Annotated in this window: 14 protein-coding genes; 13 read left to right on the forward strand and 1 reads right to left on the reverse strand. The window is 34.2% G+C overall.

Features of this window, described 5'->3' with window-relative positions:
- The first annotated feature begins 141 nt into the window (after positions 1–141).
- The 7 genes from rsmD to EKH84_RS11425 all read left to right on the forward strand — a co-directional run bounded on the left by rsmD (position 142) and on the right by EKH84_RS11425 (position 7,264).
- Entirely contained in the window at positions 142–696 is a 555-nt protein-coding gene (rsmD, locus tag EKH84_RS11395; RefSeq protein ID WP_013656807.1) for a 16S rRNA (guanine(966)-N(2))-methyltransferase RsmD, read from the forward strand.
- Positions 689–1,177, forward strand: coding sequence for a pantetheine-phosphate adenylyltransferase (coaD, locus tag EKH84_RS11400; RefSeq protein ID WP_013656808.1), 489 nt, complete (start codon positions 689–691; stop codon positions 1,175–1,177). Before rsmD ends, coaD begins: the two co-directional genes overlap by 8 nt.
- Before the next feature lies 1 nt (position 1,178).
- Positions 1,179–1,721 (forward strand): ATPase, encoded by a 543-nt coding sequence (locus EKH84_RS11405; RefSeq protein WP_127066389.1) that lies wholly within the window; start codon positions 1,179–1,181, stop codon positions 1,719–1,721.
- A gap of 182 nt (positions 1,722–1,903) precedes the next feature.
- A complete protein-coding gene (locus tag EKH84_RS11410) occupies positions 1,904–4,807 on the forward strand; it encodes an insulinase family protein (protein ID WP_127066390.1) in 2,904 nt (967 codons plus the stop codon).
- 136 nt (positions 4,808–4,943) lie between these two features.
- Positions 4,944–5,714 carry an SDR family oxidoreductase gene (locus EKH84_RS11415; RefSeq protein ID WP_127066391.1) on the forward strand — a complete coding sequence of 257 codons (771 nt, stop codon included), beginning with the start codon at positions 4,944–4,946 and terminating at the stop codon, positions 5,712–5,714.
- A 9-nt stretch (positions 5,715–5,723) separates the two neighbouring features.
- Positions 5,724–6,284: a hypothetical protein gene (locus tag EKH84_RS11420; RefSeq protein ID WP_127066392.1), complete on the forward strand. Its 561-nt coding sequence runs from the start codon at positions 5,724–5,726 to the stop codon at positions 6,282–6,284.
- A gap of 11 nt (positions 6,285–6,295) precedes the next feature.
- Complete coding sequence (locus tag EKH84_RS11425) at positions 6,296–7,264, forward strand: RluA family pseudouridine synthase (protein WP_127066393.1); 969 nt, start codon at positions 6,296–6,298, stop codon at positions 7,262–7,264.
- 83 nt (positions 7,265–7,347) lie between these two features.
- On the opposite strand, the gene EKH84_RS11430 is transcribed toward EKH84_RS11425, so the two are convergent.
- The gene (locus EKH84_RS11430; protein WP_127066394.1) at positions 7,348–8,217 is read right to left on the reverse strand and encodes a hypothetical protein; all 870 of its coding nucleotides are present in this window, start codon (positions 8,215–8,217) and stop codon (positions 7,348–7,350) included.
- A 95-nt stretch (positions 8,218–8,312) separates the two neighbouring features.
- Between EKH84_RS11430 and EKH84_RS11435 the strand changes: the two genes are divergently transcribed.
- The 6 genes from EKH84_RS11435 (at position 8,313) to pulA (ending at position 23,215) form a co-directional block, all read left to right on the forward strand.
- The gene (locus tag EKH84_RS11435; protein ID WP_127066395.1) at positions 8,313–8,849 is read left to right on the forward strand and encodes a Holliday junction resolvase RecU; all 537 of its coding nucleotides are present in this window, start codon (positions 8,313–8,315) and stop codon (positions 8,847–8,849) included.
- A 48-nt stretch (positions 8,850–8,897) separates the two neighbouring features.
- A complete protein-coding gene (locus tag EKH84_RS11440; RefSeq protein ID WP_127066396.1) occupies positions 8,898–10,118 on the forward strand; it encodes a glycosyl hydrolase in 1,221 nt (406 codons plus the stop codon).
- Between the two features lie 75 nt (positions 10,119–10,193).
- A complete protein-coding gene (locus EKH84_RS11445; RefSeq protein ID WP_127066397.1) occupies positions 10,194–12,116 on the forward strand; it encodes a PrkA family serine protein kinase in 1,923 nt (640 codons plus the stop codon).
- A 9-nt stretch (positions 12,117–12,125) separates the two neighbouring features.
- Positions 12,126–13,319, forward strand: a complete 1,194-nt coding sequence (gene yhbH / locus EKH84_RS11450) for a sporulation protein YhbH (protein WP_127066398.1) — start codon at positions 12,126–12,128, stop codon at positions 13,317–13,319.
- A 1-nt stretch (position 13,320) separates the two neighbouring features.
- Positions 13,321–14,601, forward strand: a complete 1,281-nt coding sequence (locus EKH84_RS11455; protein WP_127066399.1) for a SpoVR family protein — start codon at positions 13,321–13,323, stop codon at positions 14,599–14,601.
- 400 nt (positions 14,602–15,001) lie between these two features.
- Positions 15,002–23,215 (forward strand): type I pullulanase, encoded by an 8,214-nt coding sequence (gene pulA, locus EKH84_RS11460; protein ID WP_127066400.1) that lies wholly within the window; start codon positions 15,002–15,004, stop codon positions 23,213–23,215.
- Positions 23,216–23,320: the final 105 nt, after the last annotated feature.

Raw genomic sequence — 23,320 nt, forward strand, 5'->3', positions numbered from 1 at the left:
CAATTAAGAATGAGCCATTAGAAAGACTAGTGAGAAATTTTGACATAAAAATAATAAGTACTAATCCTGAGAAATGTTTTAATTAACAATTCTCCATTCTTTATTTTTTACTATTAATTGCCTTAAAAAGGAGGATACATTGTGAGAGTAATAAGTGGGCGTTGTAGAGGCACACATCTTGAAGCACCAGAGGGGATGAATACAAGACCTACAACAGATAGAATTAAAGAAACTTTATTTAATATGATTGCTTTTGATATACCAGAGTGTGAGTTCTTAGATTTATTTAGTGGCAGCGGTGCCATGGCCATAGAGGCCTTAAGCCGTGGTGGTAAACGAGCTGTTCTTGTAGAAAAAGATACTAAAGCTTTAGCCTGTATCGAACAGAATTTAGAAAAGACGCGTTTAAAGGCCGAAGCTAAAGTAGTGGCGTCTGATGTATTTGAAGCATTAAAAAGATTAGAAGGAGAACAATTTGATATTATCTTTATGGATCCACCGTATGCCTTGGAAAATATACAAACTGTTCTAGAAATATTAGCTAAAAAGAAATTTTTAAAGGAAGACGGCTACATTATTCTCGAAAGAAGTACAAAGACTATTGTAAAGTTACCTCAAAATTTGGTATTATGGAAAGAAAAGCAGTATAAAACAACTACACTTAGTTTTATAAGAAGGGATATGGGCAGTGAATAGAGGGATTTATCCAGGAAGTTTTGATCCAATGACTAATGGACATCTAGATATTATTACAAGAGCAGCTAAAATAGTAGATGAACTCATTGTGGCAGTACTCCTTAATCCTAAAAAAGGGACAGGACTATTATCTGTTGAAGAGCGAATAGCTGTTATGAAGGAAGCGACTAAACATTTAGAAAATGTAAAAATTGATAGCTTTTCAGGTTTATTAGTAGATTTTGCTCATCAAAAACAAGCTAGAGTGATTATTAGGGGACTTCGCAATGGCTCAGATTTTGAGCAAGAGATGAATATGGCACAAATAAATAGTAGCTTATTAAAGGGTCTAGAAACAGTCTTTTTAATGACAGCACCAGAGCATGCTTATATGAGTTCCACTGCTGTAAGAGAAATTGTTTGTTTTGGTGGCGAATATGAAGCTTTTGTACCACCAGCTGTAGCCGATAAGTTAAAAATAAATAAGATGAGGGGTAGATAAAGTGGAAAATGCAAGATGTGGTGAAATCGCACTTTTATTAGACCAACTAGAAGACTTAATTGATGAAGGCAAAACCAGCTTTTTATCTGGAAAGATTTCCATTGATAAGGATGCTATGATTGAGCTAGTAAGAGAGATTAGATTAAAACTGCCTACAGAAGTACAACAATCGGTGTGGATTGTAGAAGAAAGGAATAAAATTCTTTCAGAAGCACAAAAAGAAGCACACCTTATTGTAGAAGAAGCTAGAGAACAAGCACAAGCGATGATTGAAAGAAATGAAATTACTCAGTTCGCAAGAGAGCGTGCAACTTCTATTGTAGAAACTGCAAAAGAGGATGCAAAACAAATTCATAGAGGGTCTATTGAATATGCACAAGATACTTGTCGTGATATGGAACAACATCTCAAAAATACATTAGAAGCTGTTCATGACGAGGTACAAAATTTTGAAGCTTATATTACAGATATGCTTCGTCAAGTATATGATAACAGACAAGAACTTAAAGAAATGGGTATTCAATTAGATAAAGAAGCAGAATAATGCGCTTAAAATAAAATGAGAAAAATAGCACCTATGGTGTTATTTTTTTTTGATTTCATCACATAATAATAAAATAAGGATTGATAAGAAGCTACGTTTTATACATAGACAAATGGAAAACAAATGCCTATAATAAAAGTATTGACAATATCAACCAATTACAAGTATTAGGAGGGGAAGCTGTGGCTTATCCAATTAAAGGATATTTATTACAACAATCAGAATATATTAAGGAAATTGATAGCGAGGCAGATATTTATATACATGAAGCAACAAAAGCAAAGGTATTACTTATTGCCAATAAAGATCCACATAAAAGTTTTTGTATAGGTTTTCGTACACCACCCAAGGATAGTACAGGAGTACCACATATTATTGAGCACTCTGTATTATGTGGTTCTAGAAAATATCCACTCAAAGATCCTTTCGTAGAGCTAGCTAAAGGATCGCTTAATACGTATTTAAATGCAATGACTTATCCAGATAAAACACTTTATCCAATTTCAAGCCAAAATGATAAAGACTTTCAAAATCTTATGGATGTTTATTTAGATGCAGTATTTTTCCCAAATATTTATAAGCAAAAAGAAATTCTCATGCAAGAGGGGTGGCGTTATCACCTAGAGGATGTAAAGGCACCTATTGAGTATAAAGGTGTTGTTTACAATGAGATGAAGGGTGCTTTTTCATCTCCAGAGGAAATTGGATTTAGATTGATTAAAGAAACCCTATTTCCGCATACCACTTATGCACATGAGTCAGGTGGTGCACCTGCACATATTCCAGACTTAAGCTATGAAGCTTTCATAGATTTTCATAAGTCATATTATCATCCATCTAATAGCTATATTTGTTTGTATGGAGACATGGACCCTGAGAAAACATTAGAATATATTGATAAAGAATATTTATCAAAATTCAGTTATATGGAGATTGATAGTCATATAGCTGAGGAGCTAGCTTTTAAAGAGGTAGTAACTAAGACAGCGTATTACTCTGCAACACCGGATAAAGATAATGGTCTATTTTTATCTTATAACTTTGTAGTAGGAGATGTAGGTAATCGTCAGTTGATGTTAGCCATGTCTATTTTAGAATATGTGCTTTTAGACACACCTGCTTCACCACTTAAAAAAGCACTTATTGCAGAGGGCATTGGAGAAGATGTCTATGGAGCTTTTCAAACTCATTTAAAACAACCAGTGTTTACAATTGTAGGTAAAAATGTAGTAGAGGATAAAAAGCAACGTTTTTATGAGGTCATTCATGAAGTATTAGAAGATTTAGCTAAAAATGGATTACCTGAGCATTTATTAAAAGGTGCCTTACAAGTTAAAGAGTTTGAATTAAGAGAAGGTGATTCTAGCGGTTATTCAAAAGGTTTATTTTATAGTTTAGCAGCTATGAAAAGTTGGATTTATGATGCTTCTCCTTTTGTGTATTTAAAATATGAAGAAGAACTAGCAGCCTTAAAAACTAATTTGAAAAATGGGTATTATGAAGAACTCATCAAACAACATATTTTAAACAATAAGCATTGTGCAAAGGTGGAGCTATATCCTAAAGTTGGACTAGAGAAGGAAATAGAAGATGCAGTTACAGAAAAGTTAGCAGCATATAAAGCTAGTCTTAGTGAGAAAGAACTACAAGCTTTAATAGACGCAACTAAGCACTTTAATGCTTTTCAAATGACGCCAGATGCAGAAGGTGCAGCAGAGTGTATTCCACTCTTACAAAGAGAAGACCTAAGACGCAAAGCAAAATATCCAAAGTATGTCGTTAGAAAAGAACAGGAAACAGATTATGTGGTAACTACAGTATTCACCAATAAAATTGCTTATGTGAATTGGCATATCAGTTTAATAGGTATAGAAGATAAACACATGCCTTATTTGGGGATGATTGTAGGTATGCTAGGTAAGTTAGATACGAAACACTACACCTATGAAGCACTATCTAGTCACATTGATGAGCACATTGGTAGTATGTCTTATCATATTCAAGCATTAAATGATGCCAATCAAAGAGACGGTTATCTACCTACTTTTCTGATTCAGTCGAAAGCTCTTATTAATGAAGTTTCTGAGCAAGTACGTATGATGGGTGAAATATTACAAAATACCTTATTTGATAATGCTGATCGTTTATTAGAAATCATACGTGAGATGAAAGCACTTATGGAATCGGCTATAAGTAGTGAAGGACATCGCATTGCTTATAGTAGATTACTAGCACATCTCTCTAGCACAGAGCTTTTTGAAGAAAAAACAAAGGGTATTACTTTTTATCATTTTGTTTGTGATATTGAGAAAAACTGGTCTAGTGTAAAAGATCAAACCATAAGTGCATTAAAAGAAGCTTATGGTTATTTGGCTAATAAAAAACGTATCACGGTAGGCTTAACAGTTGATGAGGAAGAAGCTTCTCAAATCATTCCTATTATTCAAAATCAGATGGATGACTTACCAGAAGAAAAGATAGAGCCTCTTGTGATGAAATTTGATATAACAGAAGAAAAAGAAGCTATGATTTATCCAAGTAATGTTAACTATGTGGCAATGGGTTATAATTTTAAAGAGCAAGGCTATAATTATCATGGTGGCATGTTGATGTTAAAAACTGTTTTATCAATGGACTATTTATGGAGTAAAGTTCGTGTACAAAATGGTGCCTACGGTTGCTTCTGTGATTTTAGGCGTAGTGGTAATATGTTCTTTGTATCTTATCGTGATCCTAATATTGATCAAACTCTAGAGCTCTACAAAGAAATACCAAGCTATTTAGAAGTACTTCAACTTTCAGACAGGGAGTTATTACAGTATTTAATCGGAACTATTAGTCAAATGGATTTTCCATTTACACCTGCTACCGAGGGAAAAACAGCTCAGACTTACTACTTGATGGGAATCAAAGAGCATCAGCTTCAACAAAGCAGAGATGAACTCTTTGCAACAACTAATGAAACACTTAAGCAATTTGCACCTCTTGTAAAAGAATGCTTAGAAAAAGAATATTATTGCGTATTTGGAAATGCACAAAATGTAGAAAATGCGCAAACTGAATTTAAAGATCAAACAATTGTTTAAGAATCAAAATGCCCTAGAAATAAATCTAGGGCATTTTTGCTGGACAATTTCTAATAGAAAGAGTATACGACAGTTCTTTTATTTGATATAATAAATTCATATGTAAAATTATGAATGAGTCCGAAGGAGGAAGACCATGGCATATTTTGGTAAGGTGGTCATCATTACAGGAAGTGGACAAGGCATAGGACAGTGTATGGCTTTAGCATATGCCAAGAAAAGAGCTATTGTTATTATTGCAGAATCTGATGAAGAAGCAGGAGAAGAAACCAAAAGCTTAATTAAAGCAATAGGTGGAGAATGTTTGTTTATTAAGACTGATATAAAAGAAGAAGCTTCTGTAGAACAAATGGTTAATCAAGTTGTAGAGCGTTATGGGAAAATAGATATTTTGATTAATAATGCAGCAGTACAGATCCAAGGTGAAAATGATACGTTATTTACTAGAAGTGTAGCTACCTTTGAAGAGACTTTACGAGTGAATGTAACAGGAGCATATATTTGTAGTAAATATTGTGCTATGCACATGCCAGAGGGAAGTAGTATTTTAAATATTGTTTCGACAAGAGCATTAATGAGTGAACCTCATACAGAACCTTATACAGCTTCCAAGGGAGCACTCCTTGCATTAACTCATGCATTAGCTAATAGTTTAGCACATCGTGTGCGTGTGAATGCCATTAGTCCAGGCTGGATTAATGTATCAGAATGGAAAAAGAAAAAAGATCGCAAGTTTACAGCACTTACAGAAGAAGATCATATGCAACATTTAGTAGGACGTGTGGGTGTGCCAGAGGATGTAGCAGAAGCTGCATTATTTTTAACGAGTGAGGGTGCAGGTTTTATTACTGGAAGTAATTTTGTAATTGATGGTGGTATGACAGTAAAAATGATTTATGCGGAATAAGGTGATGAAATGATAGTACAAGGGTGTCATTATATAGAAGAACAGAAGAAAAAATATCTGAAGCATACACTAATATGGACTGCGGTTGTGGCAGTACTCTTTGGAAGCGGCTTATTTTTAGCAGGAAAGAGAGAAAATTATTTCACAGTTATAGCAGGTGTTTTAGTTTTAGGTATTGCACTTAATTTATCTCGTTATATAGGATTTAGAAAGTTTAAGGATGGAAAAGAAGTATCAGCTAAGATTTTAGAAGGAATGAAAGGGAGTTACGATTTATTTCATAGTGCGATTATACCAGACGCAAGAGGAACTGCTTTTTTTGAGCATATTGTAGTAACTTCTAGAAGTATGTATTTCATTAGTGAAAGTAGTGAGATGATAAAAAAATACCGTTTGTGTCTCGAAAATAAATTAGCAAGTAAAGGTATACCGATAAAATCTATTCATTTTGTGCATGTAGATAATGAAGTACAAATAAAGAATCTAGCAATAAAAATTGAAAAAGATGCATGTTATACCAATGAGAAATTAGGAGAATATACGAAAGTTATTAATGATTTATTAATGTAAGTGGTGGAAAAATGAGACAGATTACAATTACGCCTTTAGAAGCAAATCAACGTTTAGATAAATTTTTGATGAAATATTTAAATGAATGTCCTAAAAGCTTCATTTATAAAGGAATGAGAACGAAAAAAATTAAATACAATGGGAAGAAACCTCAAGGCAATGAAATCTTACAAGAAAGTGATGAAATAAAAATCTTTTTCACAGAAGAACAATTTAAGACCTTTTCTAGTGAAAAAGAAGTAAAAAAAGTGCCTATTAGCTTTCAAACTGTTTATGAAGATGAGCATATACTGATTGTTAATAAACCTATGGGATTACTTACTCAAAAAGATACAGCAACAGGGCATAGTTTGGCTGATGAAGTCTTATCTTATTTAAAAGATAATGGGAGTTATGACCCCAAAACCTCTAAAGGTTTTACACCGGCACCATGTAATCGCCTAGATCGTAATACAGCAGGTATTGTATTAGTAGGTAAACATATTCCAGCGGTTCAAGTACTAGGAGAGATGCTTCAAACGAAGCAAATTTCTAAGTATTATATGAGTATTGTACTAGGTAGGGTAACAGCTCCAATGATTTTAAAAGGTTATCATATAAAGCAGGAAGGCAAAAATGAAGTAAAGATTACAACAGAATATGTAGAAGGTGCTAAGCCTGTAGAAACTCGCATTCTTCCTTTAAAGACCAATGGTAGATATACTTTAGTTGAAGTACAGTTGGTGACAGGGAAAACGCATCAAATTAGAGCCCACCTAAGTAAAATTGGACATCCCATCATTGGAGATCCTAAATATGGTGACCCTATAGAAAATCAATATTTTGCTTCTCAGTACGGCTTAAAGTATCAGATTTTATGTGCATATAAAGTGAAATTCGAACTTTGTAAGGCACCATTTCTATATTTACAAGATCGTGTATTTACTGTACCTGCACCTGCTATTTATTCACAGATTTGTGCAGGAGAAGCTCTTTTATAATAACAAGTAATGAAGGGAGTAATCTAGGCATGTGCCATAGGTTGCTCCCTTTCTTTTAAAGTAGTTTGGAAAGAACTTGCATTTTATGAACTGAGTAAGGTAGGATTATAAGTAGAAGCAATTTCATATGCGCGGTTCAAGTCATTTTCTAGCAAACAAATGTGTAACGCCTTCTCATAATCGCCATGAGTGAGCAATAGACGTACAGTTTCTTCGTAGGCATGGTCTAAGCTATAATAATACATAGCTAATTCCGTATCAAAAGGTTCTACGCATTTAGCTGCAAAAGAGTAGTGCTTTTTTTCTGCTTCTTCCATACCAATGAGTAAGCAAGTAGATTTAATTAATTCATCTTCTTTTAATTTTTTAGCACATTCAAGAGCAGAATAATAATCATTCAGTTTGATAAAGAGTTCGAATGCTTCTTCATATTGTTTAGTAAAATAAAGGACTAGCGCAAATTCTGCCACTTCTTTTAAACCCTGCTCCTTTTGCAATGGATTTTTGCAACACCTAAAACAATCAATGGCTTTCAAACCATTATAAGCATAGAGGTAGGCATAACCAGCTTCATAAAAGCAGTACTCTTGTTTGTAAAGCTTAGCAGCTTCTAAAGGATTAAAATAACTATAAAAATAAGCTGCTTTTTGATAATCATGAATGTGCAAACAAATAGCAGCACCACGTTCATAATATTTTTTTTGGTCTGCTAAAGTAATGGCTTTCCCATACAGACCTTGTTTTTGATAAGCAATAATAAGGTGTTTATAAGCACCAGCTTTTTCAAAGCAAGATGCAGCTTCCGTATATTCTTTAGAGTCTAAATAATAAATCCCTGCTAAGAAGGACAAATTATTTTCAGCTAAGAATTTTGCTTTTTGCAAGGAAGGATAGGAAAAAAATTGAAATCGTGTTTGGCTACATTTCCATAAAAAACGTATGTAGCGTAGCATAGAACCGCCTCCTTAGTAAGAAATAAATAGATGATTGTTAATTAATATAATAATAACCAATATTTTACAAAAAATCAATAAAAGGGGGAGAAAATTTGGGTTATTGGAATACAAGAGGTTTAAGAGGAAATGAATTAGAAGAACAAATTAACTTAACCAATGAATTGTATAGAGAAAAGAATCTAGGTATTATTCAGAAAGTGCCAACACCTATTAAGCCAATACGTATCGATCAAGAAAAGAGAACGATTACCCTGGCGTATTTCGAACAAAAAAGTACAGTAGACTATATTGGTGTTGTACAAGGCGTCGCTATTTGTTTTGATGCCAAAGAAACAACGAAAAATTTTTTGCCCATGAGTAATATTCATGACCATCAAGTGCGCTTTATGAGTGATTTTAAAAAGCAGGGTGGTGAAGCTTTTTTAGTTGTCAACTTTAAAAAGTATGAGGAATATTATTTTCTACCTATTGATGACTTAGAACGTCTTTATAAAGAAGCAGAAGAAGGAGGAAGAAAGTCCATTCCTTATGATAAATTTGAGAAAAAATATTTAATTCCTTTAGAAGGCGGTTTATATGTGCATTATTTAAAGATACTACAAAGTTATATAGACGCACGTTATAAATAATGTATAAATAGAGAAATTATTGACAATAATCTATAGGAGGTGAGAGCTATGAAGCACACAATTCCTAAAAGAGTATTGTTTATAGGCCTTGCAGGTATGCTACTTTCATTAAGTGCTTGTAGCAAAAGCGTTCTTTATGATGAACAGACAGTAGGCCTTGAAGCATATGCGCAAAGGCAAGTACCTTTAGAACTTTATGTAGAAGAAGAAATTAAATTAGGTGAATATGAGCCTGTATCAGGTGTTTACACAGGTGCATATGTTCAAAAAGATGAGAATATAACAGGTGACCTACTAGCTTATGAGAGAATGTTAGGACAGGTTCAAACTTTTAAAGTATTTGAATATAATTTGGAGGAAAACCTCCCTGCACAAGAGCTTTTAAGATGTATGGCACAAAAAAAAGTGCCTTACATTAAGATTGTATTGGATAACAATTATGATTTAACGCCGTTATATCATTTAGTTTATGACTTAAAATCAGCATATGGTATGCCAGTATTTATTGAGCTTTACCCACTTACTACTAGAAATTACGCACCTAGTGAATATAAAAAGATTTATCAAAGAGCTTATGAGATTGTGCATAAGTATGTTAAAAATGCTATTGTAGTATGGAGCACTGATGAATCCAGGGTTTCTGATATGCCACTTTATTATCCAGGAGATAAATATATCGATTGGGCGGGTATCAATATTTATATACCACGCTATAAGCAGGGTGAACGTTATAGTTATGAAGGAACGAAGCAATTAGATTTCTGGTATAAAAATTTTCAACATACTAAGCCTATGCTGATATCTTCTTTAGCTATTTCACATTTTTCTAGAGTGGATCATGTTTATACCATTCATGAGACGCAAGACCAATTAACGTTATTTTATAAAGAGGTACTGGAAAATTACCCTAGGTTAAGAGGTGTTTTATATATGAATGTGGATATGAACGCCATCAGTAATAACAATAAAGAAGATTACCGTTTGACAACACAACCAGCACTTATTAATACAATGAAAGCTCTTACTTTACCACTGGCTTGTGAAAATACATTACAAATACCGCAAAAGGATAAAGTACCTTGCTATATGAAATATAGTATTATAGGAACTTATTTTGAGGATAAACTTTATATCTCAGAAGAGTACATGGGTACTTGTTTTCCTAAAGTGAATTTAAAAAAGGTAGCAAAAAAACAAGATTTACAAGGAGAGGTTTATTATGCTTTAGATGAATTAAGTAAATACACCGCTTGTTATTATAAGTCATAAAAATTTAGGCATGTATTGTTTCCGTCCACCATATATTTTAAAGAGACCCTTAGCCATTTAAAGGAGTGAAAATATATGGTGGATTTTTCTATGCTCATATTAGAAGACCGTAAAGAAAGGAAAGCAGATAAGTTTAAAGGAACTTTTTTAGATTATTTAAATCTATTAAGGGAGGATACGACATCCTACCAGCTAGCTCATGAAAGGTTATATCATCTATTGACAAAGCCAGGTGTAGAGCATATTAAAACAGAAGAAGATGCTAGGTTAATGCGTATTTATGGAAAAGAAATTATTAAACGCTATGCCTTTTTTAAAGATGATTTTTTTGGTATTGATCAAACGATTATGAAGATTGTACGTTACTTATGTTCAGCAGCTATGAAAGGGGAAGAATCAAGGCAAGTCCTTTATTTAGTTGGGCCTGTAGGGGCTGGTAAATCATCCTTGATTGATGCGATTAAACGTTTGTTAGAAGAAAGCCCTCCTATTTATAGCTTACAGGGATGTCCCATGCGAGAGGAACCTTTACATCTTTTGCCTAAACATCTGAGGGGGCAAGTCGAAAAATTACTGAATGTTAAAATTGAAGGAGATTTATGCCCTGTTTGTAAGTATCGTCTCATGAATGAATTTAATGGTGAATATGAAAAATTCCCTGTAGAAGCTATAGACTTTTCTATTCGCTCAAGAAAAGGAATAGGGGTAGTACCACCAGTAGATCCTAATAACCAAGATACATCAGTACTAGTAGGTTCTATTGATATATCAAAAATGGATTTATATCCTGAAGATGATCCAAGAGTATTATCCCTAAATGGTGCGTTTAATGCAGGTAATCGTGGTATTGTAGAATTTATAGAAGTATTTAAAAATGATGTAGAATATTTACATACGATGATTACAGCAACTCAGGAGAAAAGTATACCATCTCCGGGTAAGAACGCCATGATTTATTTTGATGGGGTTATTCTAGCTCATTCCAATGAAGCAGAATGGAATAAATTTAAATCAGATCATACCAATGAAGCTATATTAGACCGTATCGTTAAAATTGAAGTACCGTATTGTTTAGAGCTAAGTGAAGAAATTAAGATTTATGATAAGATGCTTAAACGTTCAAATTTTAATTCTCATATCGCACCACATACATTAGAGTTAGCAGGAATGTTTGCTATCCTTTCTAGACTAGCACCATCTGCTAAGGTAGATCCATTAACCAAATTAAAGATTTATAATGGTGAGGAAGTTATTGAAAAGGGAACAACAAAACGTATTGATATCTTAGAATTAAAGGATGAAGCAGAACGAGAGGGTATGTCTGGCATTTCTACACGTTTTATCTTTAAAGCAATCGATACAGCTTTAGCAGAATCTGAATGCCACTGTATTAATCCAATTGGATTAATGGAAGTTTTGTTAAGAGAGGTTAAAGAACTGACTATTTCTGATGAATTAAAGAAAAAGTATTTGGGCTTTTTACAAGATACGATCAAGAAAGAATATCATAAAATACTTGAGAAAGAAGTGACAAAAGCCTTTATACATGGTTACAAGGAACAAGCTGAAGATTTATTTAATAATTACTTAGATCATGCCGAAGCTTATGCCAATAAAACAAAGCTAAAGGATCAAAATACAGGAGAAGAGCTGAATCCTGATGAAGAATTTATGCGTTCTATTGAAGAACAATTAGGCATTACTCAAGCAGGTGCTAAAGGATTTAGACAAGATGTGACTTCCTATATGTTCTCTATTGTACGTAATGGCGGAAAAGTGGACTATACCTCCTATGAACCACTTAAAGAAGCTATTGAAAAGAAACTCACCACCTCTGTAAGAGAATTATCTCGTATTATTACACAAAGTAAGGTAAGAGATAAAGAACAAAATGTCAAATATGATGCTATGGTAGAAGAAATGAAAGCTAATGGCTATTGTAATCATTGTTGTAATGTGATTCTTAAATATGCTGCTAATAATTTGTGGAAAGATTAGGCGAAGCTTATGACAACCATTTTTAAAGAGTTTCAACCCCATAGCAGAGATCGTAGCGTGGAGGATCGCAGACGACATAGAGAGTTGGTTGAGAAGAGTATTAAAGATAATATAGGAAGTATTATTTCAGATGAAAGTATTATAGGTAAAGCTAAAAATAAGAAGATCAAAATTCCCATTAAAGGTCTTAAAGAATATTATTTTAAACATGGACGTAATCAAAAAGGTGTTATTTCGGGGACAGGCGAAGAAGAAAAAGGCAAAAAAATCCCTAAAAAGGAATATGGAGAAGGCAAGACAGGAGATGAAGGGGCGGGTAATGATGAAGGAGAAGAAATTTATGAAACAGAGATTACAGTAGAAGAAGCTATTCATTACCTGTTTGAGGATATCAGCCTCCCTTATTTAGAGCATAAACAATTCAATGAAATTGAAACTCAGTATGGATCAAAGAGAAATGGCGTAAGAGATAAAGGTGCTAGATGCCGATTATCTAAGAAACATACAGTTATTGAAAAAATAAAAAGAGAAAAAAGGCAGCAAAAGACTTATAGCGAAATAGGGCAAAGTTTTGATGCTCAGGATAGAATGCCATTTCATCAGGATGACTTAAAATATTTTTATAAGAAACCAAAGCTCAAGAGAGATTCAAACGCGGTAGTTATTTGTATTATGGATACGTCAGGCTCAATGGGGCAAACAAAAAAATACCTTGCACGTAGCTTTTATTTTTTACTATATCAATTTCTTAGTATTAAATATATACATGTGGAAATTGCTTTTGTCGCCCATACCACAGTTGCTAAAGAAGTAAGCGAAAATGATTTTTTTCATAGAGGAGAAAGTGGCGGAACTTATATTAGTAGTGGTTATGAAAAAGCTTTGGAACTGATTGAAGAAAGATATCATCCTTCTAAATGGAATATTTATACTTTTCATTGTAGTGATGGGGATAATTGGGGTGAAGATAATGATAAAGCAGTACAGTTAGCTAACGAGTTATGTGATGTATGCAATTTATTTGGTTATGGCGAAATTAAAACAAGTACGTATACCAGTACCATTATGTCGAGGTATTTAGAGGATGTGAAAAAAGCAAATTTTACAGCTGTCAAGATTACCAGGAAAGAAGAAGTATGGACAGCTTTTGTGGAAATGCTTGCTATTGAATCCAAAGCAAAATTGGCTAAGGGAGGTGAGTAGCATGGATTATACAATGAAGGATTTAGAAAGGTATAATGAACAAATAGAAAGTATTGCTGATGAAATTGGACTTGATTATTATCCTCAAGAATTTGAAATCATTAGTTTTGAAGATATGCTTTGTTATGAAGCATATGTAGGTATGCCTTCTCATTACTCACATTGGAGCTATGGTAAAAGCTATGATCGCTTAAAAACAGCATATAGATATAATTTAACGGGTTTACCCTATGAAATGGTTATTAATTCGAACCCCTGTATTGCTTACCTGATGAAAGATAATAGTTTGGTTTTGCAGGTTTTAACAATTGCTCATGTTTATGGGCATAATGATTTTTTTAAGAATAATCGTCTATTTACTACACACACCAATGCAAGACTTACCGTAGAGAAGTTTAAAACCCATGCTGATCGTATCAGGCATTATATAAAGGACCCTAATATTGGCTATGAAGCAGTAGAGCAGATATTAGATGCAGCTCATTCCATTCGTTATCAGTGCCACAGCTTTAGAAGTAAACCTTTTGAACCTAGAGAAGAAGTTATTTATCCTTATGACAATCTCCTTGAATATTTAGGTGCCTTTGGTGATTTAGAAGAGTGGCAAAGAGATGTCATTAATATTGTAATGGAAGAAAGTAGGTATTTTCTTCCTCAGATTGAAACAAAGATTATGAATGAGGGCTGGGCTACCTTTTGGCATTATACAATCTTAAATCGTCTTAGCTTAAATCAGGGGATGAGCTTAGAATTTTATAAGGTGCATAATAGTGTCATTTGTCAAGTGCCAGGTCAGCTCAATCCCTACTATTTAGGATTTAAAATCTGGCAGGATTTGTATCACCAGTATGATGGTGATTTTAAAAAACTAGCAGAAATCAGAATGCTAGAAAGAGATGCTTCATTTATAAGAAAGTATTTAACGTATGACTTAGCAACGAAGAGTCATCTATGTGAATTTCAGGAAGAAGAGCGTTATTATGTTGTATCTGAAGTGGCTAATGACATAGGCTGGAAACAAATTAGAAATACACTTGCTAATAATGTAGGTATGGGTGGTATGCCTGTCGTGCAAGTCAAAGAAATGTTACATCAAGAGCACACTTTGGTGTTAGAGCATATAAGTGACGACAAAGAGTTAAATCTAGCTTATGCCACGGAAACACTCAAGTATATTCAAACTTTATGGGGGGGCAAGACGATTTTATATACTACTTTATCTAATATCCCTAGAAAGGTTATTTGTACTACGAGCAAAAAAGTAAGTATAGAGAATATTTAGATGTTACGAGTCTTGTTAGCTTTTTAAGTAAACAAGGCTCTTTTACTTTGAGAGAAGAAAAATAAGGGTAAAAGTTTAAAATATTATATAAAATAAAGTAATATATAAAATATATTGAATTATTTTAAGGAGTAATATATAATAACAATAAGAAAAATGCAGTTAATTTTATAAATATTGCTTAATGGAAAGTGATGTCTGGTGAGATTAATTGCATATTTTTGATACTATAACGGTAACGTTACCGGTAAGGGTATCAAAAATGAAATTCTATTATGTTTACTACTTATAAGAAGAGCATTAAATCTATCTTGTAGCTAGTATAAATTAATGGTGAAAGGAGAAGAGGGGTAAAAGAGTATGAGGTAGTAAGAGGAATGAAAGGGGGAATAATTAAACTATGAAATTTAAAGGCAATAAAATAAGACTTGCATGGTTACTTGTGATTTGTATGGTATTTTCCATGTTTACGGGATTTAGCATGAACTGGAATACCCTTAAAGCAGCTACATTCACAGCTGTAGATGGTGATAAAGCAGATTGGAATACCACTTCTTTAGGAAAAGGTTCATCAGATGGATGGGCAAGTACAACACTTGGAGACTTGTATCTATCTAATGATTCTAAAAATCTCTATTTTTGGATTGATACAAATATCCCTAATTGGGGTTCTACTGGTATGTATGTTGACCTAGGACTTTATGTAGAAGATCAGGAGGTAGGTGATTCTGCTAATCCATGGGGAAATCAATATAATTATACTACTATGGCAGCAGCGCCACAGTATCATGTGAATATTCGTATTGCAGGTGATGTGGCAGGTTATTCTAGTTTAACAAAAAGTACAACAGGTAGCGCTATAGAAGTTGTATTAGATACAACAAGTAATCCAAAAGATATTGTAGTGAAAGGTAATAGAGCAGTAGGGATTGAAGGTTCTATTCCATTAACTGCTTTAGGTGTAACGACAGATAGCAAGATTTATCCTATTGTTGTCCTGAGTGGAAATACAAGTACTGAGCATGGTGCATTTAATGTTATTCCAGAAGACTCTGCTAATATGTTGGCAGATGCATGGAATGAATCAGGTATTAATATGAATCCACAAGGAACTTATGCTAATCCTTATACAGTACAGGCTTCAAGTATTGTACCGATTGACTTTACAAGTCCTACTGTATCAGGAAAAGATATTATCTTTAAGTATATGAATGCTGAAGCTAGTAGCGTATACGTAGCAGGTAGTTTTAATAACTGGAACCAAACTGCTAATCAAATGACATTAAATAGTGAGGGTTTATGGGAAACAACAGTAGAAGTAACTGACATTATTAATGAGTATAAGTTTGTAGTAAATGGTAAAGATTGGATTCCTGATCCTGAAAATAATAATAAAACAAGTGGTGGAAATAGTTTAGTTTACATAGAAGGTCTTATACAAAAAGAACCTTTAGAGGTAAAAATAGGCGAATCTATTTCTTTACCAAAAGTTAAGTATTATAAAGAAAGTCAGCAGGTAGAGGAAGTAGAACCAGTATATTCTTTAGTTAATCCTGATAGCAAATTAAGTTTAAGTAGTAACTTATTAAACGTAGCAGCTGATTATCCAGCAGGTAGAATTCGGTTACAAGCAGAATATAATGGCTTAATAACTACCATAGAAGTTAATGCGGTAACAGAACTCATTAAAAGTCCAGTCATTAATCCTGATGGAACTGTAACTTTTAATATCCCAAGTTATACAGGTGAAAAGCTTTATATAGCTGGTACAGTAGAAGGAGAAGACTGGGATGGTAAAGAGATTGCTAAAAATGAGAAAGGCATGTTCTCTTATACCACTAAAAACCCTGTAGCGCCTGGCAAGTATCAATATAAGTTTAAATTATCTAATAAGGATTGGAATGGTTCTTTTAAAGATCCTTTAAATCCCGGAACTGAAGATAATTCTATTCTTATCGTACCTGGTCTAGTAGTAGAAGCAATAAGTGTGCAAAAAGGAGTGCCAACTTCTTTACCTACTAGTGCTACGTTATGGGATAGTCAAGGTAAGAGCACAATCGTAACACCTAGCTATGCTTTAAAAGAACCAGCACCAACAGGGGTTACACTTGAAAATGGTATCCTTACAGTCGATAAAACATTTACTGGTAATAGTGTTGATTTAATGGCTAGTTCAGGGGATCAGGAATTAGTGATTAAAGTAGAAGTAGTAAGTCAGCTTTATAATTATAAGATTAATTATTATAGACCAACCGCAGATTATACAGATTGGAGTATATGGACTTGGGAAACGGGCAAAGGTGGAGTAGATGTTAGTTTTGCTACTGAGTTAGTAGGAGAATTTAAACAAGCTCTATATAAGGTACCTAGCAATGCACTTAATTTCAAGTTCAAAAAAGGCGACTGGAAAGGTGAAGATGGTGGAGACCGTATTGTCACTGTACCAACAGGGCAAACAGAAGTAGAAGTATGGTGTGTACAGGGGGATGAAAAGGTTTATTATTCAAAACCAGATTTAACAGCTAAAGTGCAAAGTGCCTTAGCAGACAGCCAAGATACGATACTCGTTAGCTTTAATAACCCTATCACAGCACTAACCGGTATTGAACTTAAGGACGTGGCAGCCAATCAGGTTATTGCAACAACTGCAACTAAAATAAGTGATACTTCAGTAAAATTAGTTATAACAGATGGCACAGCTATTGACGTGGCTAAACAATATACAGTAAGTGCACCAAGCTTTAAAGCTAGCAATGTACTTATGAGAAAAATTCTAGATGATGATGCTTATTATTATTCAGGTGATGATTTAGGGATGACTTATTCATCATCAAGCAGCACCTTTAAACTATGGGCACCTACAGCTACTAAAGTAGAAGTGGTACTTTATGACAATGCAGTTACTGAAACAGGTGTTACTCATGCTATGACACGTCAGAGTGCAGGCGTTTGGACTGTGAATTTAGCAGGTAATTTAGCAGGTAAGTTCTATACCTATACGGTTTACTTTGCAGATGGCAGTGTTAATAAAGATGCAATGGACCCTTATGCAAAATCTGCTTCAGTCAATGGTAAAAAAGCAGCTATAATTAATTTAAATGCAACAAACCCAGCTGGTTTTTACAGTAACTCAGGTCCGGCAGTTGCAAGTTCTGCAGATGCTATAGTTTATGAAATTCATGTAAGAGATATGTCTATTGATCCAAATGCACCATTTGTCAATAAAGGCAAATATCTAGCCTTTACGGAGAGAGGATTAACACTAAATGGTGAGCCAGTAGGTATTGACCATCTTAAGGAGTTAGGAATCACTCATGTGCAATTAATGCCAATCTATGATTTTGGCTCAGTAGATGAAGCTAGCTCAGAAGCTCAGTTTAACTGGGGATATGACCCACAAAACTATAATGTACCAGAAGGCTCTTATGCTACAGATCCTACAGATCCTGTAAAAAGAGTTAATGAATTAAAACAAATGATTAATGCGCTTCATGAGGCAGGTATTGGTGTTATTATGGATGTGGTATATAATCATACCTTTGACACAGATGTGACAAGTCCTTTTAATAAAGTAGTTCCTGGTTATTATTATCGAACAGATGATACAGGTAAGTTTACTAATGGTTCAGGCTGTGGTAATGAAGTAGCTTCAGAAAGACCGATGGTAAGAAAGTTTATTAAAGACTCTGCTAAGTATTGGGCATCAGAGTATAATTTAGATGGCTTTAGATTTGACTTAATGGGGCTTATTGATACAGAAACCATGAAGCAAATTACAAGCGAAATCAAGAATGAAATCAAGCCAGATTTTATTATTTATGGTGAACCTTGGACTGGTGGAAGTACGCCATTACAACAACAAACTGTTAAAGGTAGTCAAAAAGGCCAAGATTTCGGTGTGTTCAATGATGAGATTAGAGGAGCCATCAAGGGAGATAGTGATGGAGCTGGCAAAGGTTTTGCAACAGGTGCAACAGGCCAAGAAGCTAGTATTGTAGAAGGTGTAAAAGGTGCTATTAATACTTTTGCTACTCATCCAACAGAAGTTGTTTCTTATGTAACAGCTCACGATAATCTTAATCTTTGGGATAAAGTACTTGCTACTATGGGCTTAGATGCCAAAACACCTTATGCAAGCATAACCGGTAACGTTTTAGAAAATGAAGCCGTTAAACGAAGCATACTAGCAAATGGCATAGCACTTACTTCTCAAGGTATATCCTTTATTCATGCCGGTGAAGAATTCCTTAGAACAAAATATGGCGACCACAATAGCTATAAGAGTCCAGATAGCATTAATATGATTAGCTGGGCAAACAGAAACAGCTATAAGGAAGTAACTGAGTATTATGAGGGGCTTATTGCTCTTAGAAAAGCACATCCGGCTTTTAGGATGACAACAGGTAAAGAAGTTAATGCGAATATAGATGCTTATGTGAAAAGCAACAACGTAGTAGCTTATACATTAAAAAATAACGCCAATGGTGATGCATGGAAAAATATTGTTGTCATTTATAACGGCAATAATACTGTTAAAGAAGTGAAATTACCAAGTACAGCCGATTGGAAAATCGTTGTCAATGATAAAAAAGCAGGAACAGCAGTTCTTAATCAATTGTTAGCGGCTAGTAGTGTACAGGTAGCACCATTATCTATGATGGTACTTTATGATGAAGGTACCAATTATGAGCCAATACCTAAAACAATAACACTTACACCAAGTACTTTAGGTATAGCTACTAATCAAAGCAAAATGATTAAAGCAGTTGTGAAAGACCAGATGGGCGCAGTTATGTCAGGTCAAAAGATAATTTGGACAGTTCAAGATGATACGATTGCAAGTGTAGATAGTATAGGTAAAGTAACAGCTAAGAAAGTAGGAAAGACTGCTATTACAGTAAGCTGTGGAGATGCTACAGCAATCTTACCAGTAGAAGTTGTTAATGCCTTAACGCCTACTAAAATGGAATTAGCATCACCTCAAGATTATGTTTATGAAGGCTATAAGCTTCAGCTTAGTGCTAAAGTATACGATCAATTTAATCAAGAGATGCTAGGCGCTAAAGTAGCATGGCAATCTAGTGATCCTTCTGTAGCTAGTATCAACACTTCTGGAGAAGTAACAGGTATAGTAGCAGGAGAAGTAACGCTTACAGCAACAGCAGGAACTGCAAGTGAAACGCTTAATCTTGTTGTTAAAGCTTATGAAAAACGCTATCTCATCCTTGAATACATAAGACCTGATAAGGATTATACAGACTGGAATTTATGGGTATGGGGAACTGGTGCTAAGAATGACCAGATTGATTTTACTGAAATCACAGAGGATAAAGCAATTGCAGTGATGGAATTAGGTCCAGATGCTGACCGTGTAGGTTTTCTTGTAAGAAAGGGAACAGATTGGAATACAGCTAAACAAGATATTACAAGTGATAGATTTATTCCAGTTCAAAAAGATCAGACTATTGTTAAAGCAAGAGTAACGTCAATGGTACAAGAGATAGAGGTTTTAGCACCAGCAACAGCACCTCAGATTTTACCACAAGAAGATAGTATCCTATTCTATTATAGGGATAATAAATTATTCAAAACAGATCAAATGGATACTATTCAAAAAGTAGAGGTTGAAATTAATGGTAAGCTTTATGACATGGCATATGATGCTAAAAATGAGTTATTTAAGTATACCTATAAAGGTTTAGAATCAGGTAAATACTACTATTGCTATTATGTGACAGATGGGTTTGGTAATAGAGTGAAAAAACTTGATCCTAACAATGTTAAGGTAGAAAATGGTTTATCTGTTATTGAATATCAAAAACTAGATGTCAAGGTAACAGGTGAAGTAAAACCAGGTGCCTTTAACTTTAGAGAAAGTGCAGTACTCCACATTAAAGCCGAAACAGTAGGTGAAGATGCAAACAAGCAACTAGAAATTGATAAAATAACAGTAGATTTAACAGGCCTTGGTGGAAAAGCTGGTGTAGTAGTAGATAAAGACTTGAAAGCGATTACTTTAACAGCTACAGAAACTACTACAGCAGGGCTTAAACAATTACCAATTCAAGTATATGATGTTTATGGCAATATTTATAAAGGTACAGCGGATGTAACGATTAATCCACAAACGTCAGTAGGAAAAGACCATTTTGATTGGGATGAAGCAGTCATTTACTTTATGCTAACAGACCGTTTTAATAATGGAGATACAAGTAATGACAGTAATAAGGTTAATGTAGCGGATAAAGGAGCTTATCACGGAGGAGACTTTAAAGGCGTAACATCAAAATTAGATTATCTGAAAAATTTAGGAATTAATACAATTTGGATTACACCTATTGTTGATAATATCGATTTTAATGTTTTAGCTTATAGTGATGAGTATAGTAAACAACCAGGTCAAGTAGGCAGTGATGTGAGCTATTATGGTTATCATGGTTATTGGGCAAAGAATTTTGAAGCACTTAATCCAGAATTAGGAACAATAGAAGATTTCCATACACTCATTGATGAAGCACATGCACGAAACATGAAGATCATGGTAGATGTTGTTATTAATCACACTGGCTATGGCATGAAGAGTGGTGATACACCAGAAGCAAATGGTGGCCCAAGTGGATTAGCCGGTTTCCCAACTACTGCTGAGCAAGATGTGTTTAGCGGCATGCTTCGAACAGATGGTAGTACAGATGAAGTTTATGGTGAGCTTGCTGGTCTTCCTGACTTTATAACAGAAAAATCAGAAGTAAGGAGTAAGATTATTGAATGGCAAGTGAAATGGGTAGAAGAACTTGGTAAGACTAATCAAGGTAATACCATTGATTACTTCCGTATTGATACTGCTAAGCATGTAGATAAAGCGACACTTCAAGCCTTTAAAAATGCCTTATCAGAAGTAAAACCAAACTTTAGATATATTGTAGAAGCATGGCTAAGTGGCAATGAAGTAGATACTTATCTTAATAGTGGTTTAGCAGATTCAGTTCTCAACTTTGATTTTAAAGAAATTGCTAAGGATTTTGTAAATGGTAGATTAGAAGAAGCAGAAGCTAAATTACAAGTTTTAAATGAAAAAGCAACAAGTACAGCCACCTATGGTAACTTCTTAGGTAGCCATGATGAAGATGGTTTCTTGTATTCACTTGGTATGCAAAATACAGATAAGCTTTTAGTAGCAGCAACACTTCAAGCAACTTCAAAAGGTCAACCTGTTATTTATTATGGTGAAGAACTTGGTCAGAGTGGTAAGAATAATTGGCCATACTATGATAATCGCTATGACATGGATTGGAGTAAGGCTAACGAAAGTAATTTTATTTTGAAACATTATCAAAACGTATTTGGTATAAGAGCTAAGTACTCAGAAATATTTGCTAAAGGTACTAGAAAGCAAGTAGCAGGTGGCAATAGTGATCAGTACATAGCTTTTGAAAGAAGTTATGGAGAGAATACTCTTGTTGTAGCTGTTAATAATGCTAAAACAAATAAAGAAATTACTTTAAAAGTACCTTATAAAGTAGGTAGTATAGTAACCGATGAATATAGTGGTAAGACTTATATAGTGACAAAAGATCAAACAGTATTGGTAACCTTACCAAATGTAGCTGAAGGTGGCACAGTTATTCTGTCAGGTAAGAAAGCTACAACTGATAATAATGGAGGAAGTAGTGGAGGCAGTAGCAATGGAACAAGTAGCGGAGGAACCACTACTTTGCCAAAAGTTCAAGTAACCCAAAAAGTACTTGAAGAGAAACCAAACCTTGAACAAGTAAAAGATCAAACGCTTTATACCGCTATAAGCAATCTTCATCAGTTGCAAATCATTGATGAGAAGGGTAAAAATATAGAGAAACTAGAGAATGGTATAGAAGTAACCATACCACTAACTGCTGAGCAAAAAGCAGCTATTACAGATAAGAGAAAAGTAGGCGTTTATCAAATTACTGATTCAGGCAAGTTGATTTTTAAGGGTGGTCAATTAACAGATGAAGGTATAACCTTTAAAATGATAGAGTCTGGTCAATATGCGGTAATGATGTACGAAAAAACCTTTGATGATTTAGACTTAGTACCATGGGCTAAAGATAGTATTGAAGTTTTAGCAGCAAGGCATATTGCCATGGGTAAAACAGAGAATAGGTTTGATCCAAAAGGCACATTAACAAGAGCTGAATTTGCAGCTTACTTATGTCGAATGTTAAATATCAATACTGAGGACATTCAAAATGAAGGTCAATTCAAAGATATTCAAGGTGATAGCTGGTATAGTGGTTCTGTTATAGCGCTTAAGGAGTTAGGACTTATTAGCGGTTATGCAGATAATAGCTTTAAGCCTAATAAACCCATTACAAGAGAAGAGTTAGCAACACTTCTTGTAAAAGCATATACTTATTCTATGAATATGGATTTAGAAAAAATACCAGAATATGATACACAAAGCTTTAATGATATGAGTCAAGTAGCTACTTGGGCTCAGGCAAGTGTTAAAGCTGCTAAAGCATTAGGTCTTGTTACAGGAAATGGTGATAATCAGTATTTACCACAAAAAACTGCAACAAGAGCAGAAATGGCTAGAATGCTTGTGATGTTCTTAGAAAAAACAGGAGAATACTAATAGCCAAATCTAAATCGTTCTACCTTGGTGATAAGGTAGAACGATTTTTTTATGACAAGGTATGCTAAAAAGAGAAGAAATGTGCTATAGTAATAGCAGTAATGG

The sequence above is a fragment of the Cellulosilyticum sp. WCF-2 genome (assembly GCF_003990395.1).
GTDB lineage: Bacteria > Bacillota > Clostridia > Lachnospirales > Cellulosilyticaceae > Cellulosilyticum > Cellulosilyticum lentocellum.

What these genes read in the sequence shown, in the direction of transcription:
- EKH84_RS11415 (WP_127066391.1), top strand. Translation starts at nt 4,944, where the DNA reads ATGGCATATTTTGGTAAGGTGGTCATCATTACAGGAAGTGGACAAGGC.
- EKH84_RS11420 (WP_127066392.1), top strand. Translation starts at nt 5,724, where the DNA reads ATGATAGTACAAGGGTGTCATTATATAGAAGAACAGAAGAAAAAATAT.
- EKH84_RS11425 (WP_127066393.1), top strand. Translation starts at nt 6,296, where the DNA reads ATGAGACAGATTACAATTACGCCTTTAGAAGCAAATCAACGTTTAGAT.
- EKH84_RS11430 (WP_127066394.1), bottom strand. Translation starts at nt 8,217, where the DNA reads ATGCTACGCTACATACGTTTTTTATGGAAATGTAGCCAAACACGATTT.
- EKH84_RS11440 (WP_127066396.1), top strand. Translation starts at nt 8,898, where the DNA reads ATGAAGCACACAATTCCTAAAAGAGTATTGTTTATAGGCCTTGCAGGT.
- EKH84_RS11445 (WP_127066397.1), top strand. Translation starts at nt 10,194, where the DNA reads ATGGTGGATTTTTCTATGCTCATATTAGAAGACCGTAAAGAAAGGAAA.
- yhbH (WP_127066398.1), top strand. Translation starts at nt 12,126, where the DNA reads ATGACAACCATTTTTAAAGAGTTTCAACCCCATAGCAGAGATCGTAGC.
- EKH84_RS11455 (WP_127066399.1), top strand. Translation starts at nt 13,321, where the DNA reads ATGGATTATACAATGAAGGATTTAGAAAGGTATAATGAACAAATAGAA.
- pulA (WP_127066400.1), top strand. Translation starts at nt 15,002, where the DNA reads ATGAAATTTAAAGGCAATAAAATAAGACTTGCATGGTTACTTGTGATT.